Source organism: Streptomyces bikiniensis (assembly GCF_000716625.1).
Taxonomy (GTDB): Bacteria; Actinomycetota; Actinomycetes; order Streptomycetales; family Streptomycetaceae; genus Streptomyces; species Streptomyces bikiniensis.
The window spans coordinates 60,834-83,679 of record NZ_JNXJ01000026.1; the positions used below are offsets into that span (position 1 = coordinate 60,834).

The following is a 22,846-nucleotide window of genomic DNA, read 5'->3' on the forward strand; positions in this document are numbered from 1 at the left end:
CCCGGGCTGTGCCCCGCCCCCTCCGGAGCACTAGGGTCACCGCATGGAGGAGCTGGATCGTCAGATCGTGGAGTTGCTCGTCAAGGACGGGCGCATGAGCTACACCGACCTGGGCAAGGCCACCGGCCTGTCCACGTCGGCCGTGCATCAGCGCGTCCGCCGACTGGAGCAGCGCGGTGTCATCCGCGGCTATGCCGCCGTCGTCGACCCGGAGGCCGTGGGCCTGCCGCTGACCGCCTTCATCTCGGTCAAACCCTTCGACCCCAGCGCCCCCGACGACACCCCCGACCGGCTCGCCGACATCCCCGAGATCGAGGCCTGCCACAGCGTCGCGGGCGACGAGAACTACATCCTCAAGGTCCGGGTCGCCACCCCGCTGGAGCTGGAGCACCTGCTCAGCCGCATCCGCTCCCAGGCCGGCGTGTCCAGCCGCACGACGGTGGTCCTGTCCACCCCGTACGAGGCCAGGCCCCCGCGCGTCTGACCCGCCGGCACCCGCCCCGGGGACCCGGCGCGACCCGTCGGGGGACCTGCCGGACAAACCGGGTCCCCCCAGGTCCTAGCCTGGAGCCATGAGCGAGTCCATGCCTGCCGCGCCCTCCGGCGACCACCGCACCGTGCTGCTGCGCGGCGGAGAAGTCCACAGCCCCGCCGACCCCTTCGCCACCGCCATGGTGGTGGAGCGCGGGCACGTCGCCTGGGTCGGGTCGGAGGGGGCGGCCGACGCCTTCGCGTCCGGCGTGGACGAGGTGGTCGACCTGGAGGGCGCGCTCGTCACCCCGGCGTTCGTCGACGCGCACGTGCACACCACCGCCACCGGCTTCGCCCTCACCGGGCTCGACCTCTCCTCCGCCGCCTCGCTCGCCGAGGCGGCGGAGCGCATCCGGGCCCACGCCGCCGCCCGCCCCGGGGACCGCGTCCTCCTCGGCCACGGCTGGGACGCCTCCCGCTGGCCCGAGCGCCGCCCGCTCACCCGCGACGAGCTCGACGGCCTCACCGGCGGCCGCCCGCTCTACCTGACCCGGATCGACGTCCACTCGGCCGTCGTCACCACCGCCATGCTCGACCTGGTGCCCGGCGTCCGGGACCTGGACGGCTTCCACGACGGCCTGCGGCCCCTCACCGGCGACGCCCACCACGCCGTGCGCGCCGCCGCCTTCGGCGCCGTGTCGGCGCGCCAGCGCACCGAGGCCCAGCGCGCCGCCCGCTCCCGGGCCGCCTCCCTCGGCATCGGCACCCTGCACGAGTGCGGCGGCCCGCGGATCTCCTCCGAGGAGGACTTCACCGGTCTGCTCGACCTCGCCCGCGAGGAGGCCGGACCCCGGGTCGTCGGCTACTGGGCCGACCTCGACGTGGAGCGGGCGCGGGACCTCGGCGCGCTCGGCGCCGCCGGGGACCTGTTCGCCGACGGCTCCCTCGGCTCCCACACGGCCTGCCTCCACGAGCCGTACGCCGACCACGCCGACACCGGTCACACCGGCGCCGCCCACCTGGACGCGGCCACCGTCGCCCTCCACGTCGTCGCCTGCACCGAGGCCGGGCTCCAGGCCGGCTTCCACGCCATCGGGGACGCCGCCGTCACCGCGGTCGTCGAGGGCTTCCGGGCCGCCGCCGACAAGCTGGGCCCCGCCCGGATCCGAGCCGCCCGGCACCGCGTCGAGCACGTCGAGATGCTCACCCCCGAGACGATCGCCGCCTTCGCCGAGCTGGGCCTCACCGCCTCCGTCCAGCCCGCCTTCGACGCGCTCTGGGGCGGTGAGGAGGGCATGTACGCCGACCGGCTCGGCGCCGAGCGGGCCCGCACCCTCAACCCGTACGCGGCGCTGCTGCGCGCCGGCGTGCCGCTGGCCTTCGGCTCCGACAGCCCTGTCACGCCGCTCGACCCCTGGGGCACCGTCCGGGCCGCCGCCTTCCACCGCACCCCCGGGCACCGGATCTCCGCCCGCGCCGCCTTCACCGCCCACACCCGGGGCGGCTGGCGGGCCGTCGGCCGCGACGACGCCGGGACGCTGGTTCCCGGCGCCCCCGCCGACTACGCGGTCTGGCGCACCGAGGAGCTGGTCGTCCAGGCGCCCGACGACCGGGTCGCCCGCTGGTCCACCGACCCGCGCTCCGGCACGCCCGGCCTGCCCGACCTCTCGCCCGGCGCCGACCTCCCCGTCTGCCTGCGCACGGTGGTGCACGGACGGACGGTGTTCGCGCGGCCGGGCGCGTGACGCGCCCCCCGGCCGGGACCGCGCCGCCCGATCGGTACCGCGCCGCACGTCACCCGCCCCACCCGACCCGCCACGCCGGAGCATCCCGGGGACCTCGCTATGGTGGGGGCCTGTGTTTGCATCCGAAGGGGCAGTAGTGAACGACGGTGGCCAGAGGCGTTACGGCCCGCTCGGCAAGGCCTTGGTGATCATTCCGACCTACAACGAGGCGGACAACATCAAGCCGATCGTCGCGCGGGTGCGGGAAGCCGTACCCGACGCGCACGTTCTCGTCGCCGACGACAACAGCCCCGACGGCACGGGCAAGTTCGCGGACGAGATCGCCTCCGAGGACGACCACGTGCACGTCCTGCACCGCAAGGGCAAGGAAGGGCTCGGCGCCGCCTACCTCGCCGGCTTCCGGTGGGGCATCGAGCACGGCTACGGCGTCCTGGTCGAGATGGACGCCGACGGCTCCCACCAGCCCGAGGAGCTGCCCCGGCTGCTCACCGCCCTCAAGGGCGCGGACCTGGTGCTCGGCTCCCGCTGGGTGCCGGGCGGCCGGATCGTGAACTGGCCGAAGTCCCGCGAGTTCATCTCCCGGGGCGGCAGCCTCTACTCGCGCGTGATGCTCGACGTGCCGATCCGCGACGTCACCGGCGGCTACCGGGCCTTCCGCAAGGAGACCCTGGAGGGCCTGGGCCTGGACGACGTGGCCTCGGCCGGGTACTGCTTCCAGGTCGACCTGGCCCGGCGCGCGGTCGCCGCGGGCTACCACGTCGTGGAGGTCCCGATCACCTTCGTGGAGCGGGAGGTCGGCGACTCGAAGATGAGCCGCGACATCCTGGTCGAGGCGCTGTGGCGGGTCACCGGTTGGGGCCTGACGGCGCGCGCGGAGAAGGTCGGCAAGCGGCTGGGCCGCAAGCCCTCCTGACCCCGTCCGTACTGATCTTCCCTTTACGCCGTTCCGGCGGGGCTCCAGGCACACTGGGGACCATGACGACCGGCGTACCGCCCTCCCCCGCCCCCAAGAAGCGCTCCCGCGCGCGTACGTTCCTCCCGCTCGGCCTCGCCGCCTGGCTGGTCCTGGAGATCTGGCTGCTCACCGTGGTAGCGGACGCGGCGGGCGGGCTGACCGTCCTCGCCCTGCTCGTCGGCGGTGCCGTGCTCGGCACCGTCGTCGTCAAGCGGGCCGGCCGGCGCGCCTTCCGCAACCTGACCTCGACCTTCCAGCAGGCCCAGGAGGCCGCCCGGACCGGCGGGGTGCCCTCCGCGCCGGAGCGGACCGGCGCGGAGGACCGCAACGGCTTCCTGATGCTCGGCGGCCTGCTCCTGATCCTCCCCGGCCTGATCTCCGACGCGGCCGGCCTGCTCCTGCTGATCCCCCCGGTCCGCTCCTTCCTCGGCCGGTCCGCGGAGAGGGCGGTCGAGCGCCGGATGAGCGCCGCGACCCCCGGCAGCCTCCAGGACGCCTTCCAGCAGGCGCGCATCCACCGCCCGGACGGCAAGGTGGTCCAGGGCGAGGTCGTCCGCGAGGACGCCCCCCGCGGCCCGTACCGGGCCGACGACTCCCGCCCGCCCCTGACGCCCTGACCTCGGCGCCCCCTCGGGACTTCGGGGGGAGCCCGTACGACAAACGCCGCGGGGCCCGGTACACGTCTTCGTGTACCGGGCCCCGCGGCGTTTGCCCGTCCGGCGGTCCGCTAGGCGGACTTGCGGCTGTCGCGCGGATGCACGGCGATGTTCATGGCGCCGGAGCGCAGGACGGCCAGCCTCTCGGCGAGGACCTCCTCCAGCTCCTCGCGGGTGCGCCGCTCCATGAGCATGTCCCAGTGCGTACGCGCAGGCTTGCCCTTCTTCTCCTCGGGACCGTCCCCGTCCACCAGAAGCGCCTGGCTTCCGCAGACCTTGCACTCCCACTCCGGCGGAATCTCCGCCTCCACCGAGAAGGGCATCTCGAAGCGATGTCCCTTCTCGCATGCGTACTCCACCGCCTGGCGCGGGGCCAGATCGATGCCGCGGTCGGTCTCGTAGCTCGTCACCACGAGGCGCGTGCCGCGAAGAGCTCGCTCACTCATGAATCGTGCCTCCCGGGCTTGTCGCCCACAGGACAGATGTCGCTGTCGTCGTTATCCGGTCAACGTCCGGTCGGCGGTAAAGATTCCCGTGCCGGGTCATGCGTCGCCCGTCGTGCCGCCCCTTGTTGTACCCACCAGTGCCCGTTTTGTCACATCTGACGGCAGGTGTGACGTGGTGTCTTCACCAAAGCAGCACGCAGTAACGGTCCGCCTGGCAGGCCAAACGCGTACACTACCGCCCTTTCACCGCCACGTCTAAATACGCTCCGGCACCGGGTTTCCTGCGGCCTCGACCGCCCGCCGCACCGGCACCCTGGCGAGCAGCGCGAAGCCGACGGCGAAGAAGATCAACAGGGAGATGATGGCATCCCGGTAGCTTCCCGTCAGCTGATACGCGAGACCGAACACCAACGGACCCAGCCAGCTCAGCCCCCGGTCGCTCATCTCGTACGCCGAGAAGTACTCCGCCTCCTTGCCGCGCGGCACCAGGTGCGAGAACAGCGAGCGCGACAGGGCCTGGCTGCCGCCCAGGACCAGGCCGATCGCGGCCGCCAGGGAGTAGAAGAAGACGGGCGCGTCGGCCGGCAGGACGTAGGCGGCCGCCAGGATCAGGGTCCAGACCGCCAGCGAGGCCAGGATCGTCCGCTTGGCGCCGTACGACCGGGCGAGCCGCCCCATGCCGAGCGCCCCCGCCACCGCGAGCACCTGCACGAGCAGGACCGCCGTGATGAGCGTCGTCTGGTCCAGGCCCAGCTCCTCGGAGCCGTACAGGGACGCCTGCGAGATCACCGTCTGCACGCCGTCGTTGTAGACCAGGTACGCGAGGAGGAAGGAGAGCGTCAGCGGGTGCCGGCGCATGTCCTTCAGGGTCGCCCGCAGCTGGCGCCAGCCGCTGCCGACCGCGCCCCCGCCGGCCCGCTCCCGGTCCTCCGGGGGGAGCCGCCGGTCCCGCAGCCGCCGCAGCGGCACGAGGGTGAACGCGCCCCACCACACCCCGGCCGAGGCCAGACAGATCCGGACGGCCTCGCCCTCGGTGAGCCCGAAGGAGTCGTGGCCCGAGTACAGGACCAGGTTCAGGACGAGGACCAGCGCGCCGGACGTGTAGCCGAAGGCCCAGCCGCGCGAGGAGACCGCGTCCCGCTCGTCCGGCTCCGAGATCTGCGGCAGATAGGCGTTGTAGAGCACCATCGAGACCGAGAGCGAGGCGTTCGCCGTGATCAGCAGGAAGGCGCCCAGGAGGTAGCGGTCGCCGTCCAGGAAGAACATCCCGGCCGTGGCGGTCGCCCCCAGGTACGCGGTCGCCGCGAGCAGCGGCTTCTTCCGGCCCGTGCGGTCGGCCGCCGCGCCCACCAGCGGCATCGCGACCACCGCGACCACGATCGAGGCGGACACGGCGTACGCGAAGAGGGAGCCCGCCCGCACGGGCACGCCCAGCGGGTGGACGAACCCCTCCGGGTCGGCCGCCGCCCGCGCCACCGAGGTCAGGTACGGGCCGAGGAAGACGGTGAGCACGCTCGTCGAGTACACCGAGCACGCGAAGTCGTAGAAGTACCAGCCGCGCTGCTCGCGCCGCCGCTCGGCGGGGCCGGCGGTGTGCTCCTCCGGCCCGGTGGTGTCAGCGGTCACGGCCGTGCCCCCTCGTTCGTCCCCGTGGGCGCGTGCCCCTTGCGGTCCGTGTTCTCCCCGGTCCGTCCCGGGCCGCCCGGGAGCGCGCTCAGGTCCACGCGCCCCGCTCGGTCAGCACCGAGCGCAGCGTCTCCAGGTGATCGGTCATGATGCCATCCACCCCCAGGTCGAGGAGAGAGTTCATCCGGGCCGGATCGTTCACGGTCCACACGTGGACCTGGAGCCCGCGCGCGTGCGCCTCCCGGACGAACCGCCGGTCGACCACCGGGACCCCGCCCTGGCGCTCCGGGACCTGCGCCGCCACCGCCCCGGCCCGCAGCGCCGCCGGGATGCCCAGGGACCGCAGCCGCAGCCCGACCACTCCGCGCACCCCGTACGAGGTGGCGAGCCGCGGACCGGCCAGGCGCTGCGCCCGGGCCACCCGGGCCTCGGTGAAGGAGCCCACGCAGACCCGGTCCCAGGCGCCGGTCCTGCGGATCAGGTCGACCAGCGGGCCCAGGGCCGACTCCGCCTTGAGGTCCACGTTCCAGCGGGCCTCCGGGAACTCCTCCAGGAGGTCGGCAAAGAGCGGCAGCGGCTCCCGGCCCGCCACCCTGGCCTCGCGCACCGCCGCCCACGGCAGGTCGCGGATCCGGCCCGAGGCGTCCGTCACCCGGTCCAGGGTCGCGTCGTGGAAGGCCACGAGCACCCCGTCGGACGTCGTGTGGACGTCGGTCTCGAAGTAGCGGTAGCCCGCCGCGGCGGCCCGGCGGAAGGCGGCCGCGGTGTTCTCCAGGCCGTTCGCCGTGCCGCCGCGGTGGGCGAACGGGAGGGGGGCGGGATGGTCGAGATAGGGGTGGCGTACGCGGGTCACCGCCGCAGTATGGCCTGCTCCGGTGTCCCGGGGGCGACCACCGGGGGACGGGAGGCCGTCACGGGGCCGGCGTCCTCCGCCGGACCGGGCTGCCCGGCCGGAGCGGGCTCCCCGGCCGGAGCGGGGCCCTCCGCGGGGGCGGGGCCGGAAGAGGCCACCGTGATGCCGCCCTCCCGCTCCGGGACCGCGAACCGGCGCAGGAAGAACTGGGCCAGCGGGCCGATCGAGAGCGCGTACAGCACCGTGCCGACGCCCACCGAGCCGCCGAGCAGGAAGCCGGTCGCCACCACGGCCACTTCGAGCAGCGTCCGCACCAGGCGGATGGAGCGGCCGGTGAGCCGGTGCAGACCGGTCATCAGGCCGTCGCGCGGGCCGGGACCGAACCGCGCCGCGATGTACAGACCGGTCGCGACCCCGTTGAGGACGATTCCGAGCGCGAGCAGCGGCACCCGCACGGCCAGGCCGTCGGACTCCGGGACCAGGGCCAGGGTGCCGTCCATCGCCAGGCCGATCACGAAGACGTTGGAGACCGTGCCGAGACCGGGCCGCTGCCGGATCGGGATCCACAGCAGCAGCACCGCCGCCCCCACCACGATCGACACCACGCCGATCGTCAGCCCGGTCTTCTCCGCGAGGCCCTGGTGGAGGACGCCCCAGGGCTCCAGGCCGAGCGCGCTGCGCACGAGCAGCGCCGAACTGACGCCGTACAGCGTCAGCCCCACGTACAGCTGGATCAGACGACGGGTGAGGTGCCGGCCGCGGAGGCCGGAGGCGATGGACAAGGTGCTGCCCCCCAGGGTGGTGGTAGTGGACTGACTCGTGCCACTCTGTGGCAGGGGATTGAAGGCCAACCATGGCCAATTCGGGAAAGGTGGACTGATTTCCATGGCTCAGTGGACTTCGGCGGTGGGGCCGGCGCAGCTCGCCCGGCAACTCCAGGCGCAGCAGGCCCGGCCCGCCGTGCCCGGCGCCCGCAAGCCGCCCGCCTACCGCGCCCTCGCCGACGGCATCCGCCTGCTCGTCCTGGAGGGCCGCGTCCCGGTCGCCGCCCGCCTGCCCGCCGAGCGGGAGCTCGCCCTCGCGCTCGCCGTCAGCCGGACCACGGTGGCCGCCGCCTACGAGGCGCTGCGCACCGAGGGCTTCCTGGAGTCGCGGCGCGGCGCCGGCAGCTGGACGGCCGTCCCCGCCGGGAACCCGCTGCCCGCGCGCGGCCTCGAACCGCTGCCGCCCGAGGCCCTCGGCTCGATGATCGACCTCGGCTGCGCGGCGCTCCCCGCCCCCGAGCCCTGGCTGTCCCGGGGCTTCCAGGGCGCCCTGGAGGAGCTGCCGCCCTACGCCCACACGCACGGGGACTATCCGGCGGGCCTGCCCGTGCTGCGGCAGATGCTCGCCGACCGGTACACCGCCCGCGGCATCCCCACCATGCCCGAACAGATCATGGTCACCACCGGCGCCATGGGCGCCATGGACGCGATCTGCCACCTCTTCGCCGGGCGCGGCGAGCGCGTCGCCGTCGAGTCCCCCTCGTACGCCAACATCCTCCAGCTGATGCGCGAGGCCGGGGCCCGGCTCGTGCCCGTCGCCATGTCCGAGGGGCTCGGCGGCTGGGACCTGGGCCGCTGGCGCCAGGTGCTGCGGGACGCGGCTCCCCGCCTCGCGTACGTCGTCGCCGACTTCCACAACCCGACCGGCGCGCTCGCGGACGAGGACCAGCGGCGGCAGCTGGTGGAGGCGGCCCGCTCGGCCGGAACGGTGCTCGTCGTCGACGAGACCATGGCCGAGCTGCGCCTCGACGCCGACCTGGAGGCGCCCCGGCCGGTCTGCGCCTTCGACCCGGCGGGCTCCACCGTCCTGACCGTCGGCTCGGCCAGCAAGGCCCTCTGGGCGGGCATGCGCATCGGCTGGGTCCGGGCCGCGCCCGACGTCATCCGCTCCCTGGTGGCCGCCCGTGCCTACGCGGACCTCGGCACCCCCGTCCTGGAGCAGCTCGGCGTGAACTGGCTCATGCGGACGGGCGGCTGGGAGGAGGCCGTGGGCCTGCGGTGCGAACAGGCCAGGGAGAACCGGGACGCGCTCGTGGCCGCCGTCCGCAGGGAGCTGCCCGACTGGGAGTTCACGGTCCCGCGCGGCGGCCTGACCCTCTGGGTGCGCACCGGCGGCCTCTCCGGCTCCCGGCTCGCCGAGGCGGGCGAGCGGGTCGGCGTCCGGGTGCCCTCGGGCCCCCGCTTCGGTGTCGACGGGGCCTTCGAGGGCTTCGTCCGGCTGCCCTTCACGGTCGGCGGCCCGGTCGCCGACGAGGCGGCCGTCCGGCTCGCGGCCGCGGCCCGCCTGGTCGAGTCGGGGGCGGCGGGCGGGGGGACGGAACCGCCGCGGTCGTTCGTCGCGTAGTCGCACCGGGGCCGCCCACCGGAACGTGCGGAGGGGCGGGTGCGGACGTGGTGTCCGTACCCGCCCCTCCGGCGTGTCCGGTGCTCAGCCCTCCGCCGGAACGGGGGCGTGCAGCGGCCCCGGACCGGGACCCGCCGGGGCCGGTTCGGCGCGGGGGGCCGGGGCCGGTTCGGGGGAGGTGACGGGGATCTTCTCGATCAGCACCGTCGGCGCGGGAGCCGTCGCGGGCGCGGCCGGGCTCCGCTCCGGCAGGAGGTCCAGGACCGCCCGGCGGTGCGCGTCGCTCGTCGCGTCGTCGTATGGGTCGGGCGTCGCCGGCACCTGGAGCCGCAGGACCGGGCCGGTGCCCAGGCGCGCGTAGCCGCGGCCCGCGGGGACGTCGGGCGTCGGCGTGGTGTGCGGCTGGGCGCCGAGGACGGCCTCGATCTGCCCGGGGGCGGCGGGGCCGAGCACGATCCTGGCCCTGGTGTGGCTCCGCACCGCCTCGCTCAGCATGTCCACGTCGTCGAACTGCTCGGCCACCACCACCGTGACCTGCGCCGCCCGCCCGTGCCGCAGCGGCACCCGGAGCAGCTCCTGCGGGTCGGGGCGCCCGTCGGCGGCAGCCAGGTGGCCGAGGACGCCCGGCCGGTCGAGCAGGATCCACAGCGGGCGCCGGGTGTCCTCCGGGGCGGGCAGGCCGGCCTGCCGGGCCCGGTTCGCGGCGATCAGGCGCCGCTCGGTCTCGTGCGCCGCCCACTCCAGGCTCGCCAGGGCCCCGGAGAGCCCGCACTCGACGGCCAGGACCCCGGCGCGGCCGGTCAGGCACGCGTACTCGCCGGTCCCGCCGCCCTCGACGATCAGGACGTCGCCGTGGGGGAGCGCCTGGAGCGCGATCGAGCGCAGCAGGGAGGTGGTGCCGCTGCCCGGCCGGCCCACGGCCAGCAGGTGCGGCTCGGTGGAGCGGGGCCCGGTGCGCCAGACCACGGCCGGGGCGTCCTCCGTCGCCTCCCCCGCGACCACCGGCACGGTCCGCTGCACGGCGTCGGCGTCGGTGAAGCCGAGGACGGTCTCGCCCGGCACGGTGACGAAGCGCTGGGCGGCGATGGTGGTGGGCAGGGCGGGCAGCACGCTCAGGACGAGCCGGTTGCCCTCCTCGTCCCAGTCGAAGCGGTACTCGCGGCCCCGCCCCGACTTGGCGTGCAGCAACTGCTCGACGCGGGCGCGCGCGGCCGGCTCGCCGTCGGCGAAGTACGGGGGGTAGGAGATCCGCAGCCGGGTGAGCCGTCCGTCCCCGTCGAAGGCGTACTCCCCGAAGGCTCCGCTCCAGTCGCCCCCGTGGGAGAAGAGCGGGGAGGGGTCCTCGGGGACGGAGAAGCACGGCACGAGCGCCTCGTACAGGCCCTTGAGGCGGGCGGTCTCCGCCTCGTCGGGTCCGGTCTTCACGACCGGACGCTCGCGCCCCTTCCACGCGGCGGCGCCCATGAGCACGACGAGCGCGAGGAACGGCCCGTACGGCAGGAGGGCGACGACCAGGACGCAGGCCGCGACCAGGAACAGCGTGGGACCACGCCGCTCCTTGGGGGTCGCGGCCCACTTGGCGCGCGCGGACGCGGCCAGCTTCCGCAGACCGCGGGAGACCGTGATCAGCGGATGGAGCACATCGGTGGCGCTGTCGGCGGCCGTGCGCGCGATCTCTCGACTACGGGCGATCTGCGCGCTGCCGCTGCTCAGAATGCGGGGGAGTGGTCGCCGGGCCACGTCGTACTCCTGAAGTGGTGGAAGGGGCTGAGGGGCGTCAGAACTTGATCCCGCCCAGGAGGCCGGCGAGGCTCTGCCCGCCCGCCGTGATGCTCGGGGCGATGGCGGTGCCCGCGAGGTAGAAGCCGAACAGCGAGCAGACGAGGGCGTGGGAGGCCTTGAGTCCGTCCTTCTTGAAGAACAGGAAGCAGATGATGCCGAGCAGGACCACGCCTGAGATGGACAGGATCATTGGGTGTTCTCCTGGGTGAGGGGACAGTCACCACGAGTTCTTCCAGGTTCACGGCAAGTATCTATGTGACTAAAGGTGCATTGGAGTGAAAAACGGGGTATTTCACTTGACCGGCGGACGGCGCGCGCCCGGCCCGGTGGCGAAACGCCCGGGGTGCCCTTAAGGCGGTTCCGGAGGGGACGGGACGCCGTGATCTTTGCCTCCGTCGCGCACGGTCATGTCCCCGGACGGGCAGTACCCTGTCGATTCACCCGTACGGCCGCGCTCCCCGCGCGCGGCCCGACACCGTAGGAGAGAGGCGGTCCCACCCGATGAGCGAGACTCCGGACCCCGAGGTCATCGAGCTGGCGTCCAAGGTCTTCGACCTCGCGCGCGCGGGGGACGCCGAGGCCCTCGCCGCCTACGTCGACGCGGGCGTCCCCGTGAACCTCACCAACGACCGGGGCGACTCCCTCGTCATGCTCGCCGCCTACCACGGCCACGCCGCCGCGGTCTCCGCCCTCCTGGCGCGGGGCGCCGACGCCGACCGCGCCAACGACCGCGGTCAGACCCCGCTCGCCGGCGCCGTCTTCAAGGGCGAGACCGACGTGATCCGCGCCCTCCTCGACGGTGGCGCGAATCCGGAGGCAGGGACTCCGTCCGCCGCCGACACCGCCCGGATGTTCGGCAGGGCCGAACTCCTGGAACTCTTCGGAGCCCGGTGAACGGGCGCTGAACCCCAGGTGAGGCGGCGTCGTAAATGTGGTCGCGGTGGCGAAATGGGTGGGTCATCATGACGTCGGACCCGGCAGAACGGGCCACCGACGAGAGGCAGAGGAAGATGATCACTGGCAAGCGCAGGACGACGAGCGGACCGACATGCCGCCGCACGGCCTAGGCGTACACCGATGTACCGCCTGACCCGGTTCATCCCGGTCATCCCGGCATCCCCCGGTCGTGTCGACAGCTTGATGTGAGGCGTCCTCCCATGTTCGAACCAGTCATAGCGCCGAGCGGCACCCTGCTCGGCCTGCTGCAGCGGGGCCGCGGCGACGGCACCCTGCACGCGCTCGCCGCGCCCCGCGCCGAAGCCCTCGCGGCCCTGAACCACTGCGTCCTCGACGATCCCCGCCACGACTGGCAGGTCGAGAACCGCTCCCTCTACTACGCCCGTCTCTACCTGGACCTCCACGGCGGCCTGGACGAGATCGAGGCGCACCTCCTCGGCGCCGAGGACCACCTCGACACCGAGGAGTCCCGGACCGGGCTCGCGCTCGCCGTCCTCGGCCACCTCGCCTCCTACGGACGCCAGGACGCCCTGCTGCTGCTCCGGCGCTACGCCGCGACCGGCACCAACTGGGCCTGGGCCCTGGACGAGCTGGCCCTCCGCGACGACGACGCCGGACTCCGCGCGCTCGCCCCCTCCGTCCTGGCCCGCTTCCCGGCCGGCGCCGAGGGCGACGCCGAGCTGGCCCGCACCGTGCGCGACGCCTTCGAGCCCCGCCCCTGGCGGCTGTGGGCCGAGGACCGGCGCGACGCCGTGGGGCCCCGCGTCAGGGCCGCCATGGAGCAGGGCTCCTTCGACCGCTGGCAGCGCCAGATGCGCCCCACCGGGCCCCGCCCCGGCTGGAGCGTGCGCGCCGTCCTCGACTGGGCGCAGGAGGGGTACGAGCGCGGTGCCGTCCTGTACGGCCCCGCCGCCCGCTGCCTCACCGCCGTCGCCGGCCCCGAGGACCGGCCCGAACTCCTCGCCGCCGCCCGCGACGGCGCGGAAGGGGCCCGGGGCGCCGCCCTCCACCACCTCGCCGAGGCACGGGACCCCGCCGTCCTCGACCTCGTCGAGCACGCCGCCGACGACGGCTCCCGCGAGGTCGCCGAGGCCGCCGTCGCCGCCTACCGGCGCATGTGCGGCGACGACGCGGTCGCCCGTGCCCGCGCGTGGGTCCGGCGCCCCGACGCGCTCGGCGCCGCCGCCTCCGAGGTGCTGGCCTGCCGCGGCACCGCCGAGGACTCCCCCTCCGTCCTCGGCGCGCTGCGCGAGACCGTACGCTCCCAGGGCCCCGACGCCCCCGCGCTCCCCTTCCTCGTCGACGGCGCCGGACGCCTCGGCATCGCCTGCGCCGCTCCCGTGCTGCGCCACGTCTACCGGGAGACGGCCTCCTCCCAGCTGCGCGGCCGCACGGCCCGCGCCCTCGCCGCCACCGACCCCACCTTCGCGACCGGCTTCGCCGTCGAATGCCTCTGGGACTGCGAGGAGACCACCCGCGAGGTCGCGGCCCAGCACGCCGAGACCGGCGACATCCGCGTCGCCGAACGCCTGCGCCGCCTCGCCGCCGACCCGGCCGAGGAGGTCGAGGTCCAGCTGGCGGTGCGCAACCGGATAGGGCCGGATCTGCAGGTCTAGGACCTGCCCGGGGCGGGTCGGGCCGGTGGAGCGGCCCGCCCCTCCACGGGCCCCGCGCGGGAAACGCTCACGGGACGTTCCCTCCCCGTCCAGATCGACTTCGACGGGGACACGCCGGGCGCGACGACAACACCCGTATGCGTGTCGTCATCGTCACCGAATCCTTCCCTCCCGACGTCAACGGTGTGGCGCACTGCGCCCTGCAGACCGCGCGCCACCTCGTCCGGCGGGGCCACGCCCCGCTCGTCATCGCCCCCGCCGTCGCCGACCCGGCCGCGGACGCCGACGCCCCCTGCGCCGTCGTCCGGGTGCCCTCCCTGCCCCTGCCCGGCTATCCGCAGGTACGGGTCGCCCTGCCCAGCCGCCGGGTCGCCGCGGCCATCGCCGCGCACCGCGCCGACCTCGTCCACCTCGCCGGGCCGTTCGTCCTCGGCGTGCGCGGGATGACGGCCGCCGCCCGCCTCGGCATCCCCGCCGTCGCCGTCTACCAGACCGACCTCGCCGGCTACGCGCGCACGTACGTGGGGGCGGGCGGGGGCACCGCCTGGCGCCGCCTCCGCGCCGTGCACGGCGCCGCCGACCGCACCCTCGCCCCGTCCTCCGCCGCCCTGCGCGACCTGGAGGCCCACGGCATCGGCCGCGTCCGGCTCTGGGGCCGCGGGGTCGACACCGCCCGCTTCCGTCCCGAACTGCGCGACCCCGCCCTGCGCCGCGCCCTCGCCCCGGACGGCGAACTCCTCGTCGGCTACGTGGGCCGCCTCGCCCCCGAGAAGCGCGTGGACCTGCTCGCCGGGGTGTGCGCGCTCCCCGGCGTACGGGTCGTGGTCGTCGGGGACGGCCCGAGCGGGCCCGCCCTGCGCGCCGCCCTGCCGGGCGCCCGGTTCCTGGGCCGCCGCACCGGCGCCGACCTCGCCCGGACCTTCGCCTCGCTCGACGTCTTCGCCCACACCGGCCCGTACGAGACCTTCTGCCAGACCGTCCAGGAGGCCATGGCGAGCGGGGTGCCCGTGGTCGCCCCGGCCGCCGGCGGGCCCCTGGACCTGGTCGACCACGGCCGCACCGGGCTCCTCGTGCCCCCGGGCGACCCGGACCTCCTGCGCGGCGCCGTCGCCGCGCTCGCCGCCGCGCCGGACCTGCGCGCCGCCCACGGCCGGGCCGGCCGCGCCGCCGTGGAGGGCCGCACCTGGAAGGCCCTCGGCGACGAACTGATCGGGCACTACCGGGAGGTCCTGCACGAGCGGACGGCGGTGGCGGCGTGAACGACACACGGACTGCCGTGCGTACGGATACGGGTGCGGATACGGGCACGGGTACGGGCACGGGTACGGGTACGGGCGGTCGCGGCGGGCTCCGGATCGTGCGGCTCGCCAACTTCGTGACCCCCGCCTCGGGCGGCCTCCGCACCGCCCTCGACCGGCTCGGCCGCGGCTACCTGGCGGCCGGGCACGAACCGGTCCTCGTCGTCCCCGGCGCCACCGCGAGCGACCGCCGCACCGAGCAGGGCCGGGTCGTCACCCTCCCCGGGCCCGTGCTCCCCGGCACCGGCGGCTACCGGGTCCTCGCCGACCGGCGCCGGGTCGCCCGCCTCCTCGACGAGCTGGCCCCCGACCGGATCGAGGTCTCGGACCGCACCACCCTGCGGTGGACGGGCGAGTGGGCGCGACGCGCCCGCGTGCCCTCGGTCATGGTCTCCCACGAGACCACGGACGGGGTCCTGCGCACCTGGGGCGTGCCGCCCGCCCTCGCGGCCCGCGCGGCGGACCGGCTCAACCGCCGCACCGCCTGGGCGTTCGCGCGGATCGTCTGCACGACGGAGTGGGCGGAGCGCGAGTTCGTACGGATCGGGGCCCGCAACGTCGTACGGGCTCCGCTCGGCGTGGACCTGGACCACTGCCGGCCCGGCCGCCGCGACGCCGCCCTGCGGGCCCGGTACGCGGCCGGGGAACGGGTGCTGCTCCTGCTCTGCTCCCGCCTCTCGGTCGAGAAGCGGCCCGGCACGGCCCTGGACGCCCTGGAGGAGCTGCGGGACGTGGGGACCTCGGCGGCGCTCGTGGTCGCGGGCGACGGGCCGCTGCGGGCCGCCCTGGAGCGGCGGGCGCGCGAGCGGCGCCTGCCGGTGCGGTTCGTCGGGCACCTCGCCGACCGGGAGGCCCTGGCCGACCTCCAGGCGGCGGCCGACGTCTGCCTGGCGCCGGGGCCCGCCGAGACGTTCGGGCTCTCCGCCCTCGAAGCCCTGGCCTGTGGGACCCCGGTCGTCGTCAGCGCCTCCTCGGCCCTCCCGGAGGTCGTCGGCACGGCCGGGGCGGCCGCCGCCGACACCCCGGCGGCCTTCGCCTCCGGCGTCCAGAGCCTCCTCGCCGTCCCGGAGGCCGTCCGCCGTCGGGCCGCACGCGCGCGTGCGGAGGGCTTCGCCTGGGACCGCTCCGTCACCGCCTTCCTCCGCGCCCACGACGCCCTGCCCGCCCCGGAGCCGCGCGCCCCCGAGGGGGTCCACCGATGATCGGGGACGCCGACCGGCGGCCGGGAAGCACCGTCGACGGCGAGGGAGGCCGGCCGACGACCGGGGACACCACGCGCGCGGGGACGGCGCCGCCGGAAACCGACCGGGGCCGCCCGACTTCAGTCCCGACCCCGGCCCCGTCTCCACCTCCGGCCCCGTCCCTGGCGCCGGGCCCCTCGACGTGCGCGCGGACGACGCCCTCGCCGCCGTGCTCGCGGCCGTGACGGAGGGCCGGACCCCACCTCACCGCACCGGTACGAACCGCACCGCCGTCCCCGGCACCGCCTGGGCGGCCGCGCCCAGATCGGCCTCCCGGACGACCCCGACCACCGGATAGCCCCCGGTCGTCGGATGGTCCGCGAGGAAGACCACCGGGCGCCCGTCCGGCGGCACCTGGACCGCGCCGAGCACCATGCCCTCGCTCGCCAGCTCCCCGGGCACGGCCCGCTCCAGGGCCGGGCCCTCCAGCCGCAGCCCGATCCGGTTGCTCGCCGGGGACACCCGGTACGCGCGCGTGGCGAGGGTACGGAGCGCGCCGGGCGTGAACCAGTCGTCGCGGGGCCCGAGCCGGACCCGCAGCACGAGCGCGTCCGGCGGTCCCGGCCAGGGAGGGACGTCGATCGGCACGCGTACCGGCGTCTCCGTGCCCAGCGGCAGGACCGCCCCCCGCGCCAGGGGCGCCGGGCCGAGGCCGGACAGCAGGTCGGTGGAGCGGCTGCCGAGCACCGGCTCGACCTCGATCCCGCCGCCGAATGCCACGTACGCCCGCAGCCCCCGTACGGCCGTCCCGGCCTCGACCACCGATCCGGCCGCCACCCGCACCGCCGTGCCCCAGGCGGCCGGGCGCCCGTCCACCCGGACCGGGCAGGGCGCGCCGCCCACCGCCACGGTCACCGCGCACCGGGCCCGCACCGCGCACCCGTCGACGGTGGTCTCCAGGACCGCCGCCCCCTCCGCGTTGCCCACGAGCCGGTTGACGAGCCGTACGGCCGCCGGGTCGAGCGCGCCCGAGCGGACCACGCCCAGGTGCGCGTACCCCGGCCGCCCCAGGTCCTGCACGGTGGTCAGCGCCCCCGGCCGGACCACGGCCACCCCCCGGCCCGTCACCGCGCGTCCTCGGCCGTGAACCGGACCCGGGTGCCGGGGGAGAGGAGCGCCGCCGGGTCCCGCCCGGTGTCCCAGAGGACCACGTCCGTGGTGCCGATCAACTGCCAGCCACCGGGGGAGGAGCGCGGGTACACACCCGTGTACGGCCCGGCCAGGGCGACCGAACCGGCCGGGACGGCGGTACGCGGGGTGGCCCGCCGGGGGACCTCGTACCGCTCGTCGAGCCCCGTCAGATAGCCGAAGCCCGGCGCGAACCCGCAGAAGGCCACCCGGAACCCGGTCCCCGTGTGGATCCGCACCGCCTCCTCGGCGGACACGCCCCAGCACGCGGCGACCTCCGCCAGGTCGGGCCCGTCGTAGCGGACCGGCACCTCCACCACCCGCTCCACGCGCGCGGAGAGCGGTCCCACCTCCCAGCCCGGAAGCTCGGCGGCGAGCCGGTCCGGGTCCGTCACCCCGTCCAGCAGCACGGTCCGCGCCGCCGGCACGACCTCCCGCACGGCGGGCAGGACACCGGCCGCCCGCCGCCGCAGCACCTCGGCGTGGAACGCCTCCGCCTCGGCGCCGCCGTCCAGTTCCACGAGCAGCGCCCGCTCGCCCACGCGCAGCACGCGCACGCGTACGTCCGTGGAAGGGGCACCGGAAAGGTCCTCGCTCATACGAAGGCCTCCACCCGCACCCCGGAGGATTCGAGGCTCTCCCTGACCCGCCGGGCGAGTTCCACCGCGCCCGGGGTGTCCCCGTGCAGACAGAGCGAACGGGCCCGGACGGACACGGAGGCCCCGCCGTGCGCGGTGACCGTTCCGAGCCGCGCCAGGGCCACCGACCGCTCCACGACCTCGGCGGGATCGGTGACGACCGCCCCCTCCTGCCCGCGCGGCAGCAGGGTGCCGTCCGCCCGGTAGGCCCGGTCGCCGAAGGCCTCGGCGACGACGGGCAGCCCGGCCGCCGCGGCGGCCTCGTGCAGCCGGGAGCCGGGCAGCCCCAGGACCGGCAGCGTCCGGCCCGCGAGCAGCACGCCCTCGACGACGGCCGCCGCCTGCTCGCCGTCCCGGACCACCCGGTTGTAGAGCGCGCCGTGCGGCTTCACGTACGCGACCCGGGAGCCCGCCGCCCGGGCGAAGACCTCCAGGGCGCCGATCTGGTACGCCACCTCGGCTGCCAGCTCCGCCGCCGGGACGTCCATCGACCGCCGCCCGAACCCCGCCAGGTCCCGGTAGGACACCTGCGCCCCGATCCGCACCCCGCGCGCGGCCGCGAGGTCGCACACGCGCCGCATGGTGGCCGCGTCCCCGGCGTGGAAGCCGCAGGCCACGTTGGCGCTGGTGACCACCGACAGGAGCTCCTCGTCGTCGGTCAGGGTCCAGCGGCCGAAGCCCTCGCCGAGATCGGCGTTGAGGTCGATCGACACCCGGTTCGTGCTCATCTGCGCCTCGCGGGGTGGGGCGTGCCCACGCGGGCACGGCGGGACCGTGGGATGCTCTCAACGTAGAGGATTGTTGAACGATCCGACAAGAATCCGGCAGTGATGCGACGGGGATCCGGCGGGGAGCGGTCCGGCGGGAAGCGTGTTGTCCCGTCCGCCCCCGTGCGGTTGACTGCCGTGCGGCCGGACCGGCGGACACCGCGGGAACAACGGCGGAGGACGGCGGAGGACGGCAGAAGCCGACGGAGCGGGAGGGAACGCCGTGGCGGGACGGGCGGGGACCGGGGCCGGGGACCTGGCGGACGACCGCGCGCCGCTCGGACGCACGAGCACGGCGGAACGGGTCGCGGACATCCTGCGCACCCGCGTCGCCGAGGGCCGCTTCGCGCCCGGCACCCGGCTCTCCGAGGAAGCCATCGGCGGCGCCCTCGGCGTCTCCCGCAACACCCTGCGGGAGGCCTTCCGCCTCCTCACCCACGAGCGCCTGCTCGTCCACGAGCTGAACCGGGGCGTCTTCGTCCGCGTCCTCGACGCCGACGACGTGGCCGACATCCACCGCACCCGCAGGCTCGTCGAGTGCGCCGTCGTCCGGGGCCTGGGACGGCCGCCGTTCGCCCTCGACGGCCTCGCCGCCGCCGTCGCGGCGGGCGAGGACGCCGCCCGCGCCGACGACTGGGACGGCGTCGCCACGGCCGACATCCACTTCCACCGCGCACTCGTCGCCCTCGCGGGCAGCGCCCGCACCGACGAACTGATGCGCGGCGTCCTCGCCGAACTCCGCCTCGTCTTCCACCTCGTGGACGACCCGCGCGCCCTCCACGAGCCCTTCCTCGCACGGAACCGGGAGATCCTGGACGCCCTGCGCGCCGGCGAGCGCGGCACGGCGGAACGCCTCCTCGCCCGCTACCTGGACGACTCCCGCGCCCGGGTCGCGGACGCCTGCGCCCGGACCGCCGGCACCCCGCCGGGCACCCGCGGCTGAACCCCGCGGGTCCGGGCGTATCCGCACTGTTTCGACCGTTGTCAGGGTGAGGACCTAATCTGTGCAGCGTGACTTCGCCTGCCTCGACGGACCTCGCTCCGCCCCAGCTCAGCGCGGGGCCGCGGCCCGCGCAGGGCCCGGCCGCCGACGAAGGGCTCGCGCGGCGGCTCCGCGCGCTCGCGTGCACCGCCCCGCTGCACGACCTGGACGCCCGCAAGGCGAACCTGGCCGGCGAGTACACGGTCTACGCGATGGCCGAGGTGGCCCTCGCCGCGATCGACCTGATCACCCTCAACATGGACTTCGACACCGGCGCCGACCACGAGCAGATAGTCGCCCGCCTGCTGCCCCGCGTCGCCGCCCAGGCCCCCGAGCGCCCCGCCGCCGAGCACGAGCGCGTGGCCCGCTGGGTCCTGGAGAACCTGATCAACGTCGGCAGCGTCGACCGCGGCTTCCGCGCCGTCTACGGCACCTTCGGCACCGACGGCGTCTACGTCCGCAGGGACTACGACTTCAAACTCGTCGAGGAGGTCCCGGGGTACGGGGGCGGGGTCTACCTCCGCACCACCGACGAAGCGGTCAACGTCCTCGTCGGAGCCCTCGACACCGACGTCACCAGCGCCCAGATCGCCGCCGAGGTGAAGCTGGAGGTCCTCATCAACCGGGGCCGCCTCGCCGACGCCCAACTCGCCGCCGAGCAGGCCCGGTACCGGACCGTGCAGTACGCCGAGACCCTCCGCAGGACCCTGGAGGCCACCCGGCGCAACGTCCGCGCGGTCGACTGGCTCCAGACGGTCCCCGACATGATCGCCGAAGCCCTCGACCACGTCGCCGACCGCTACCGCCACGAGAACGCGATCCTCACCAACATCCGCCGGGCACGCGACGAGGCCGAGGCCGCCACCGACGCGAAGACGGCCGAGCACAAGCGGCGCGCCGCCGAACTCGTGGACATCGTCAAGGACTGCATCCGGCGCCACACCCAGCTCCAGTCCCGCCTCCTGGAGGCCGGACCCCTCTTCCGCGCCGAGCAGGACCGCCAGGCCTTCGCCGCCCCCGCCGCGTACACCGGACTCGACCTGTACGGGCAGCTGGTCGCCCCGGTCCTCACGCTCCCCGTCGAGCAGGCCACCCGCGCCACCGACGCCTTCTTCGCCCACGGCACCGGACTGCGCACCCCCGCCTCCGTCCGCCTCGGCGACCTGGTCGACCTGCTCCTCACCCCGCCCGTCGAGCGCGAGCACCTCGGCGCGGAGATGCCCGAGCCCGACCTGATCGCCACCCCCGACGACTCCCGCTTCAGCGAGGAGCAGCTCGGACACGCCATGCGTCTGCTCGACCTGGAGCACGACGCCCCGCGCCGCCTCTCCGGTCTGCTCGCCGAGGCCCGCGCGATCGACCCCGACCTGCCGTACCTCGTCGCCCTCCTCGCCGTCCACGCGGCGAGCCCCCCGGTCGGCACCGCCTACCGCCAGGGCGAGGAGCGGCTGCTCTTCGCCGTCGACGACGGCACCCCGCTGGACGACCCCGAGTTCGGCGGCGCCGACCTTGTCGTCGGTACGGCACTCCTCGACGCGGCGGGCATGGCCGCCGACCGCACGGAGGCGACGTGACCCTCGTACCCCCCGCCCCGGCCTCCTGTACCGACGGGGCCGGACCCGCTCCGGCCGCACCGCCGGACCAGGCGGGCACCGCACTGCCCGAAGCCGCCGTCCCCGCACCCCGTCCGGAAGCCACGAGTGCGGAAGGTACGGCCACGGAAAACACGGCCACGGAAGGCACGGTCACGGAAGCCACGGCACCGGCACCGGCACCGGCACCGGAAACCGCAACCGGACCCGAGGCGGACCCGGCGCCCGGCCCGGGCTCCGCGCCGGAGCCCGCAGGGAACCCGGCGGCGGACCCGGACCTCGCGTCCGGACCGGAGCGGAACCCGGCGGCGGACCCGGACCTCGCGTCCGGACCGGAGCGGAACCCGGAGGCGGCCCCGGCGGCCGACCCCGCCTCCGTATCCGGGCCGGATCCGGCCCCCGGCCGCGGCGCCGCCCCGGCGGCACCCGGCGCCGCGCAGGCCCCCCGTACCCGCCCCCGTCTCGGCACCGTCCCCCTGGCCGGGCCGTCCCGCGCCGGGGCCGCGCGACGGCGGGGCGACGTCCCCTCCGTACGGGCCGTGCGGCTCACGGACGAACCGCCCGCTCCCGTCGAGAGAGCCGCCGCCCCGGCCGCCGTCACCCCCGTCCCGCTGCCCGTACCCCCGCCCGCCGTCCGCGCCGTACCGACCGAGAACCGTCCCGAGGAGCCCCAGCCGTGAGCGAGACCCGCGCCGAGCACACCGACGCGTGGAGCGAGCAGGAGCCCCCGCACGCCGACGCGTGGAACAGGCCTGAGCCCCCGCAGACCCCGGCCGCTCCCGTCGCCCCCACCGCGTCTGGCGGTTCCGGCGGCTCCGGGGTCACTCCCGCCGACGCGGCCGACGCGGCCCGGCTCGTCTCCTTCGGGCTCCAGCCCAAGCTGCTCCCGGCCCGCGACGCCGAGTACGCCGAACTCCTGCGCCGCTACCGCGAGGACCCCGCCTTCGCGCGCCTCGCCGACGCCGTCGCCACCGGCCTCGGCCTCGTCGTCCTGGAGGTCTCCCCGCGCGCGGGGATGGCCGTCACCGCCGCCGAGGACTCCGTCTTCGCCGTCCGCATGGGCGACTACGCCCGCCGCGCCTCCACGGACTCCGCCGACCGGTTCCTGCACGGCCTGGCCCACCTCGCCGTCGCCGCCATGGCCTTCCCCCGTCCCGAGGACCTCGCCGACGACGCGTACATCGGCCGGTTCACCGTCAACGGCGTCGACGCCTTCGTGCGCCAGGCCTGCCTGCGGCTCGAACAGCGCGCGGAGGAGGAGGGCGAGAACACCGACCCGGCCTCCGACGCCCCCGGCCTGGAGGCCGCCTGGCGGACCTACGCCCGCCGCAGCGCCACCGGCGCCACCAAGGACGCCCGCCGGCTCGCCGGCTCCACCACCGGCATCGTCGGCAAGGCCGCCGCCTTCCTCACCGACTCCGGCTTCCTCCAGCGCACCGGCGACGAGGGCGGCGGCTCCTACCGCACCACCGCCCGCTACCAGCTCCAGGTCCGCGACATGGCCGGCTCCGCCGCCATGGCCGAACTCCTCGACCTCGGCGTCGTCCCCGTCAGCGACGGCTCCGCGACCCTCCTGCCGCCGCCCGAGGGCGACGACCTGGAGCTCGCGGCCGACGCAGGCCTCCCGTTCCACTCGTAACCCCGCCGACCCCGTCCGCCCCACTGACCCCGTCCACCACGCCGCCCCCGCCGACCCCGCCACCCC

General features: G+C 75.8%; 22 protein-coding genes. 13 read left to right on the top strand and 9 right to left on the bottom strand.

Annotated elements, in window-relative coordinates; genetic code table 11:
- Positions 1-43 precede the first annotated feature (43 nt).
- The 4 genes from OO47_RS21065 to fxsA all read left to right on the top strand — a co-directional run bounded on the left by OO47_RS21065 (position 44) and on the right by fxsA (position 3,788).
- Complete coding sequence (locus OO47_RS21065) at positions 44-484, top strand: Lrp/AsnC family transcriptional regulator (protein ID WP_015032222.1); 441 nt, start codon at positions 44-46, stop codon at positions 482-484.
- A gap of 88 nt (positions 485-572) precedes the next feature.
- Complete coding sequence (locus OO47_RS21070) at positions 573-2,216, top strand: amidohydrolase (protein ID WP_030215103.1); 1,644 nt, start codon at positions 573-575, stop codon at positions 2,214-2,216.
- Positions 2,217-2,352: 136 nt separating this feature from the next.
- On the top strand, positions 2,353-3,129 hold the full coding sequence (locus OO47_RS21075) for a polyprenol monophosphomannose synthase (protein WP_030215106.1): 777 nt from the start codon (positions 2,353-2,355) through the stop codon (positions 3,127-3,129).
- 62 nt (positions 3,130-3,191) lie between these two features.
- Positions 3,192-3,788 (top strand): FxsA family membrane protein, encoded by a 597-nt coding sequence (gene fxsA, locus OO47_RS21080; protein WP_030215109.1) that lies wholly within the window; start codon positions 3,192-3,194, stop codon positions 3,786-3,788.
- Positions 3,789-3,898: 110 nt separating this feature from the next.
- Here fxsA and OO47_RS21085 read toward each other — a convergent pair whose 3' ends face one another.
- From OO47_RS21085 to yczE, 4 genes are all read right to left on the bottom strand, one after another.
- Positions 3,899-4,273 carry an RNA polymerase-binding protein RbpA gene (locus tag OO47_RS21085; protein ID WP_026278069.1) on the bottom strand — a complete coding sequence of 125 codons (375 nt, stop codon included), beginning with the start codon at positions 4,271-4,273 and terminating at the stop codon, positions 3,899-3,901.
- 255 nt (positions 4,274-4,528) lie between these two features.
- The gene (locus OO47_RS21090; RefSeq protein ID WP_030215116.1) at positions 4,529-5,899 is read right to left on the bottom strand and encodes an MFS transporter; all 1,371 of its coding nucleotides are present in this window, start codon (positions 5,897-5,899) and stop codon (positions 4,529-4,531) included.
- An 88-nt stretch (positions 5,900-5,987) separates the two neighbouring features.
- Positions 5,988-6,752 carry a glycerophosphodiester phosphodiesterase gene (locus OO47_RS21095; protein ID WP_030215119.1) on the bottom strand — a complete coding sequence of 255 codons (765 nt, stop codon included), beginning with the start codon at positions 6,750-6,752 and terminating at the stop codon, positions 5,988-5,990.
- Positions 6,749-7,534 (bottom strand): membrane protein YczE, encoded by a 786-nt coding sequence (gene yczE / locus OO47_RS21100; RefSeq protein ID WP_234323254.1) that lies wholly within the window; start codon positions 7,532-7,534, stop codon positions 6,749-6,751. The genes OO47_RS21095 and yczE overlap by 4 nt, the downstream gene beginning before the upstream one ends.
- 103 nt (positions 7,535-7,637) lie before the next feature.
- Here yczE and OO47_RS21105 point away from each other — a divergent pair, with 103 nt between their 5' ends.
- Complete coding sequence (locus tag OO47_RS21105; RefSeq protein WP_030215125.1) at positions 7,638-9,140, top strand: SCO1417 family PLP biosynthesis transcription factor; 1,503 nt, start codon at positions 7,638-7,640, stop codon at positions 9,138-9,140.
- Between the two features lie 84 nt (positions 9,141-9,224).
- Here OO47_RS21105 and OO47_RS21110 read toward each other — a convergent pair whose 3' ends face one another.
- Both OO47_RS21110 and OO47_RS21115 read right to left on the bottom strand, forming a co-directional pair.
- Positions 9,225-10,880, bottom strand: a complete 1,656-nt coding sequence (locus OO47_RS21110) for a membrane protein (protein ID WP_030215127.1) — start codon at positions 10,878-10,880, stop codon at positions 9,225-9,227.
- A gap of 37 nt (positions 10,881-10,917) precedes the next feature.
- Positions 10,918-11,112, bottom strand: coding sequence for a hypothetical protein (locus OO47_RS21115; protein ID WP_030215129.1), 195 nt, complete (start codon positions 11,110-11,112; stop codon positions 10,918-10,920).
- Positions 11,113-11,423: 311 nt separating this feature from the next.
- Here OO47_RS21115 and OO47_RS21120 point away from each other — a divergent pair, with 311 nt between their 5' ends.
- The 4 genes from OO47_RS21120 to OO47_RS21135 all read left to right on the top strand — a co-directional run bounded on the left by OO47_RS21120 (position 11,424) and on the right by OO47_RS21135 (position 15,995).
- Positions 11,424-11,816, top strand: a complete 393-nt coding sequence (locus tag OO47_RS21120) for an ankyrin repeat domain-containing protein (RefSeq protein WP_030215131.1) — start codon at positions 11,424-11,426, stop codon at positions 11,814-11,816.
- Positions 11,817-12,079: 263 nt separating this feature from the next.
- Positions 12,080-13,495, top strand: coding sequence for a hypothetical protein (locus OO47_RS21125; protein ID WP_030215132.1), 1,416 nt, complete (start codon positions 12,080-12,082; stop codon positions 13,493-13,495).
- 137 nt (positions 13,496-13,632) lie between these two features.
- Positions 13,633-14,754, top strand: coding sequence for a glycosyltransferase family 4 protein (locus OO47_RS21130; protein WP_030215134.1), 1,122 nt, complete (start codon positions 13,633-13,635; stop codon positions 14,752-14,754).
- A gap of 17 nt (positions 14,755-14,771) precedes the next feature.
- Entirely contained in the window at positions 14,772-15,995 is a 1,224-nt protein-coding gene (locus OO47_RS21135) for a glycosyltransferase (RefSeq protein ID WP_051716097.1), read from the top strand.
- A gap of 243 nt (positions 15,996-16,238) precedes the next feature.
- Here the strand turns inward: OO47_RS21135 and OO47_RS21140 are convergent, their stop codons facing one another.
- Genes OO47_RS21140 through OO47_RS21150 form a run of 3 tightly spaced genes read right to left on the bottom strand, consistent with a single transcriptional unit; the run spans position 16,239 to position 18,528 of the window.
- The gene (locus OO47_RS21140) at positions 16,239-17,102 is read right to left on the bottom strand and encodes a 5-oxoprolinase subunit C family protein (RefSeq protein ID WP_030215139.1); all 864 of its coding nucleotides are present in this window, start codon (positions 17,100-17,102) and stop codon (positions 16,239-16,241) included.
- A complete protein-coding gene (pxpB, locus tag OO47_RS21145) occupies positions 17,099-17,761 on the bottom strand; it encodes a 5-oxoprolinase subunit PxpB (RefSeq protein ID WP_051716098.1) in 663 nt (220 codons plus the stop codon). Before pxpB ends, OO47_RS21140 begins: the two co-directional genes overlap by 4 nt.
- The gene (locus OO47_RS21150) at positions 17,758-18,528 is read right to left on the bottom strand and encodes a LamB/YcsF family protein (RefSeq protein WP_030215145.1); all 771 of its coding nucleotides are present in this window, start codon (positions 18,526-18,528) and stop codon (positions 17,758-17,760) included. Before OO47_RS21150 ends, pxpB begins: the two co-directional genes overlap by 4 nt.
- 262 nt (positions 18,529-18,790) lie before the next feature.
- Between OO47_RS21150 and OO47_RS21155 the strand changes: the two genes are divergently transcribed.
- From OO47_RS21155 to OO47_RS21170, 4 genes are all read left to right on the top strand, one after another.
- On the top strand, positions 18,791-19,510 hold the full coding sequence (locus OO47_RS21155) for a GntR family transcriptional regulator (RefSeq protein WP_030215147.1): 720 nt from the start codon (positions 18,791-18,793) through the stop codon (positions 19,508-19,510).
- Between the two features lie 68 nt (positions 19,511-19,578).
- Positions 19,579-21,123 (top strand): hypothetical protein, encoded by a 1,545-nt coding sequence (locus OO47_RS21160; protein WP_030215149.1) that lies wholly within the window; start codon positions 19,579-19,581, stop codon positions 21,121-21,123.
- Positions 21,120-21,821 carry a hypothetical protein gene (locus OO47_RS37345; protein ID WP_030215152.1) on the top strand — a complete coding sequence of 234 codons (702 nt, stop codon included), beginning with the start codon at positions 21,120-21,122 and terminating at the stop codon, positions 21,819-21,821. The genes OO47_RS21160 and OO47_RS37345 overlap by 4 nt, the downstream gene beginning before the upstream one ends.
- Complete coding sequence (locus tag OO47_RS21170; protein ID WP_030215155.1) at positions 21,818-22,780, top strand: hypothetical protein; 963 nt, start codon at positions 21,818-21,820, stop codon at positions 22,778-22,780. The genes OO47_RS37345 and OO47_RS21170 overlap by 4 nt, the downstream gene beginning before the upstream one ends.
- Positions 22,781-22,846: the final 66 nt, after the last annotated feature.

What these genes read in the sequence shown, in the direction of transcription:
- fxsA (WP_030215109.1), top strand. Translation starts at nt 3,192, where the DNA reads ATGACGACCGGCGTACCGCCCTCCCCCGCCCCCAAGAAGCGCTCCCGC.
- pxpB (WP_051716098.1), bottom strand. Translation starts at nt 17,761, where the DNA reads ATGAGCGAGGACCTTTCCGGTGCCCCTTCCACGGACGTACGCGTGCGC.
- OO47_RS21065 (WP_015032222.1), top strand. Translation starts at nt 44, where the DNA reads ATGGAGGAGCTGGATCGTCAGATCGTGGAGTTGCTCGTCAAGGACGGG.
- OO47_RS21070 (WP_030215103.1), top strand. Translation starts at nt 573, where the DNA reads ATGAGCGAGTCCATGCCTGCCGCGCCCTCCGGCGACCACCGCACCGTG.
- OO47_RS21130 (WP_030215134.1), top strand. Translation starts at nt 13,633, where the DNA reads ATGCGTGTCGTCATCGTCACCGAATCCTTCCCTCCCGACGTCAACGGT.
- OO47_RS21125 (WP_030215132.1), top strand. Translation starts at nt 12,080, where the DNA reads ATGTTCGAACCAGTCATAGCGCCGAGCGGCACCCTGCTCGGCCTGCTG.
- OO47_RS21150 (WP_030215145.1), bottom strand. Translation starts at nt 18,528, where the DNA reads ATGAGCACGAACCGGGTGTCGATCGACCTCAACGCCGATCTCGGCGAG.
- OO47_RS21085 (WP_026278069.1), bottom strand. Translation starts at nt 4,273, where the DNA reads ATGAGTGAGCGAGCTCTTCGCGGCACGCGCCTCGTGGTGACGAGCTAC.
- OO47_RS21120 (WP_030215131.1), top strand. Translation starts at nt 11,424, where the DNA reads ATGAGCGAGACTCCGGACCCCGAGGTCATCGAGCTGGCGTCCAAGGTC.
- OO47_RS21115 (WP_030215129.1), bottom strand. Translation starts at nt 11,112, where the DNA reads ATGATCCTGTCCATCTCAGGCGTGGTCCTGCTCGGCATCATCTGCTTC.
- OO47_RS21105 (WP_030215125.1), top strand. Translation starts at nt 7,638, where the DNA reads ATGGCTCAGTGGACTTCGGCGGTGGGGCCGGCGCAGCTCGCCCGGCAA.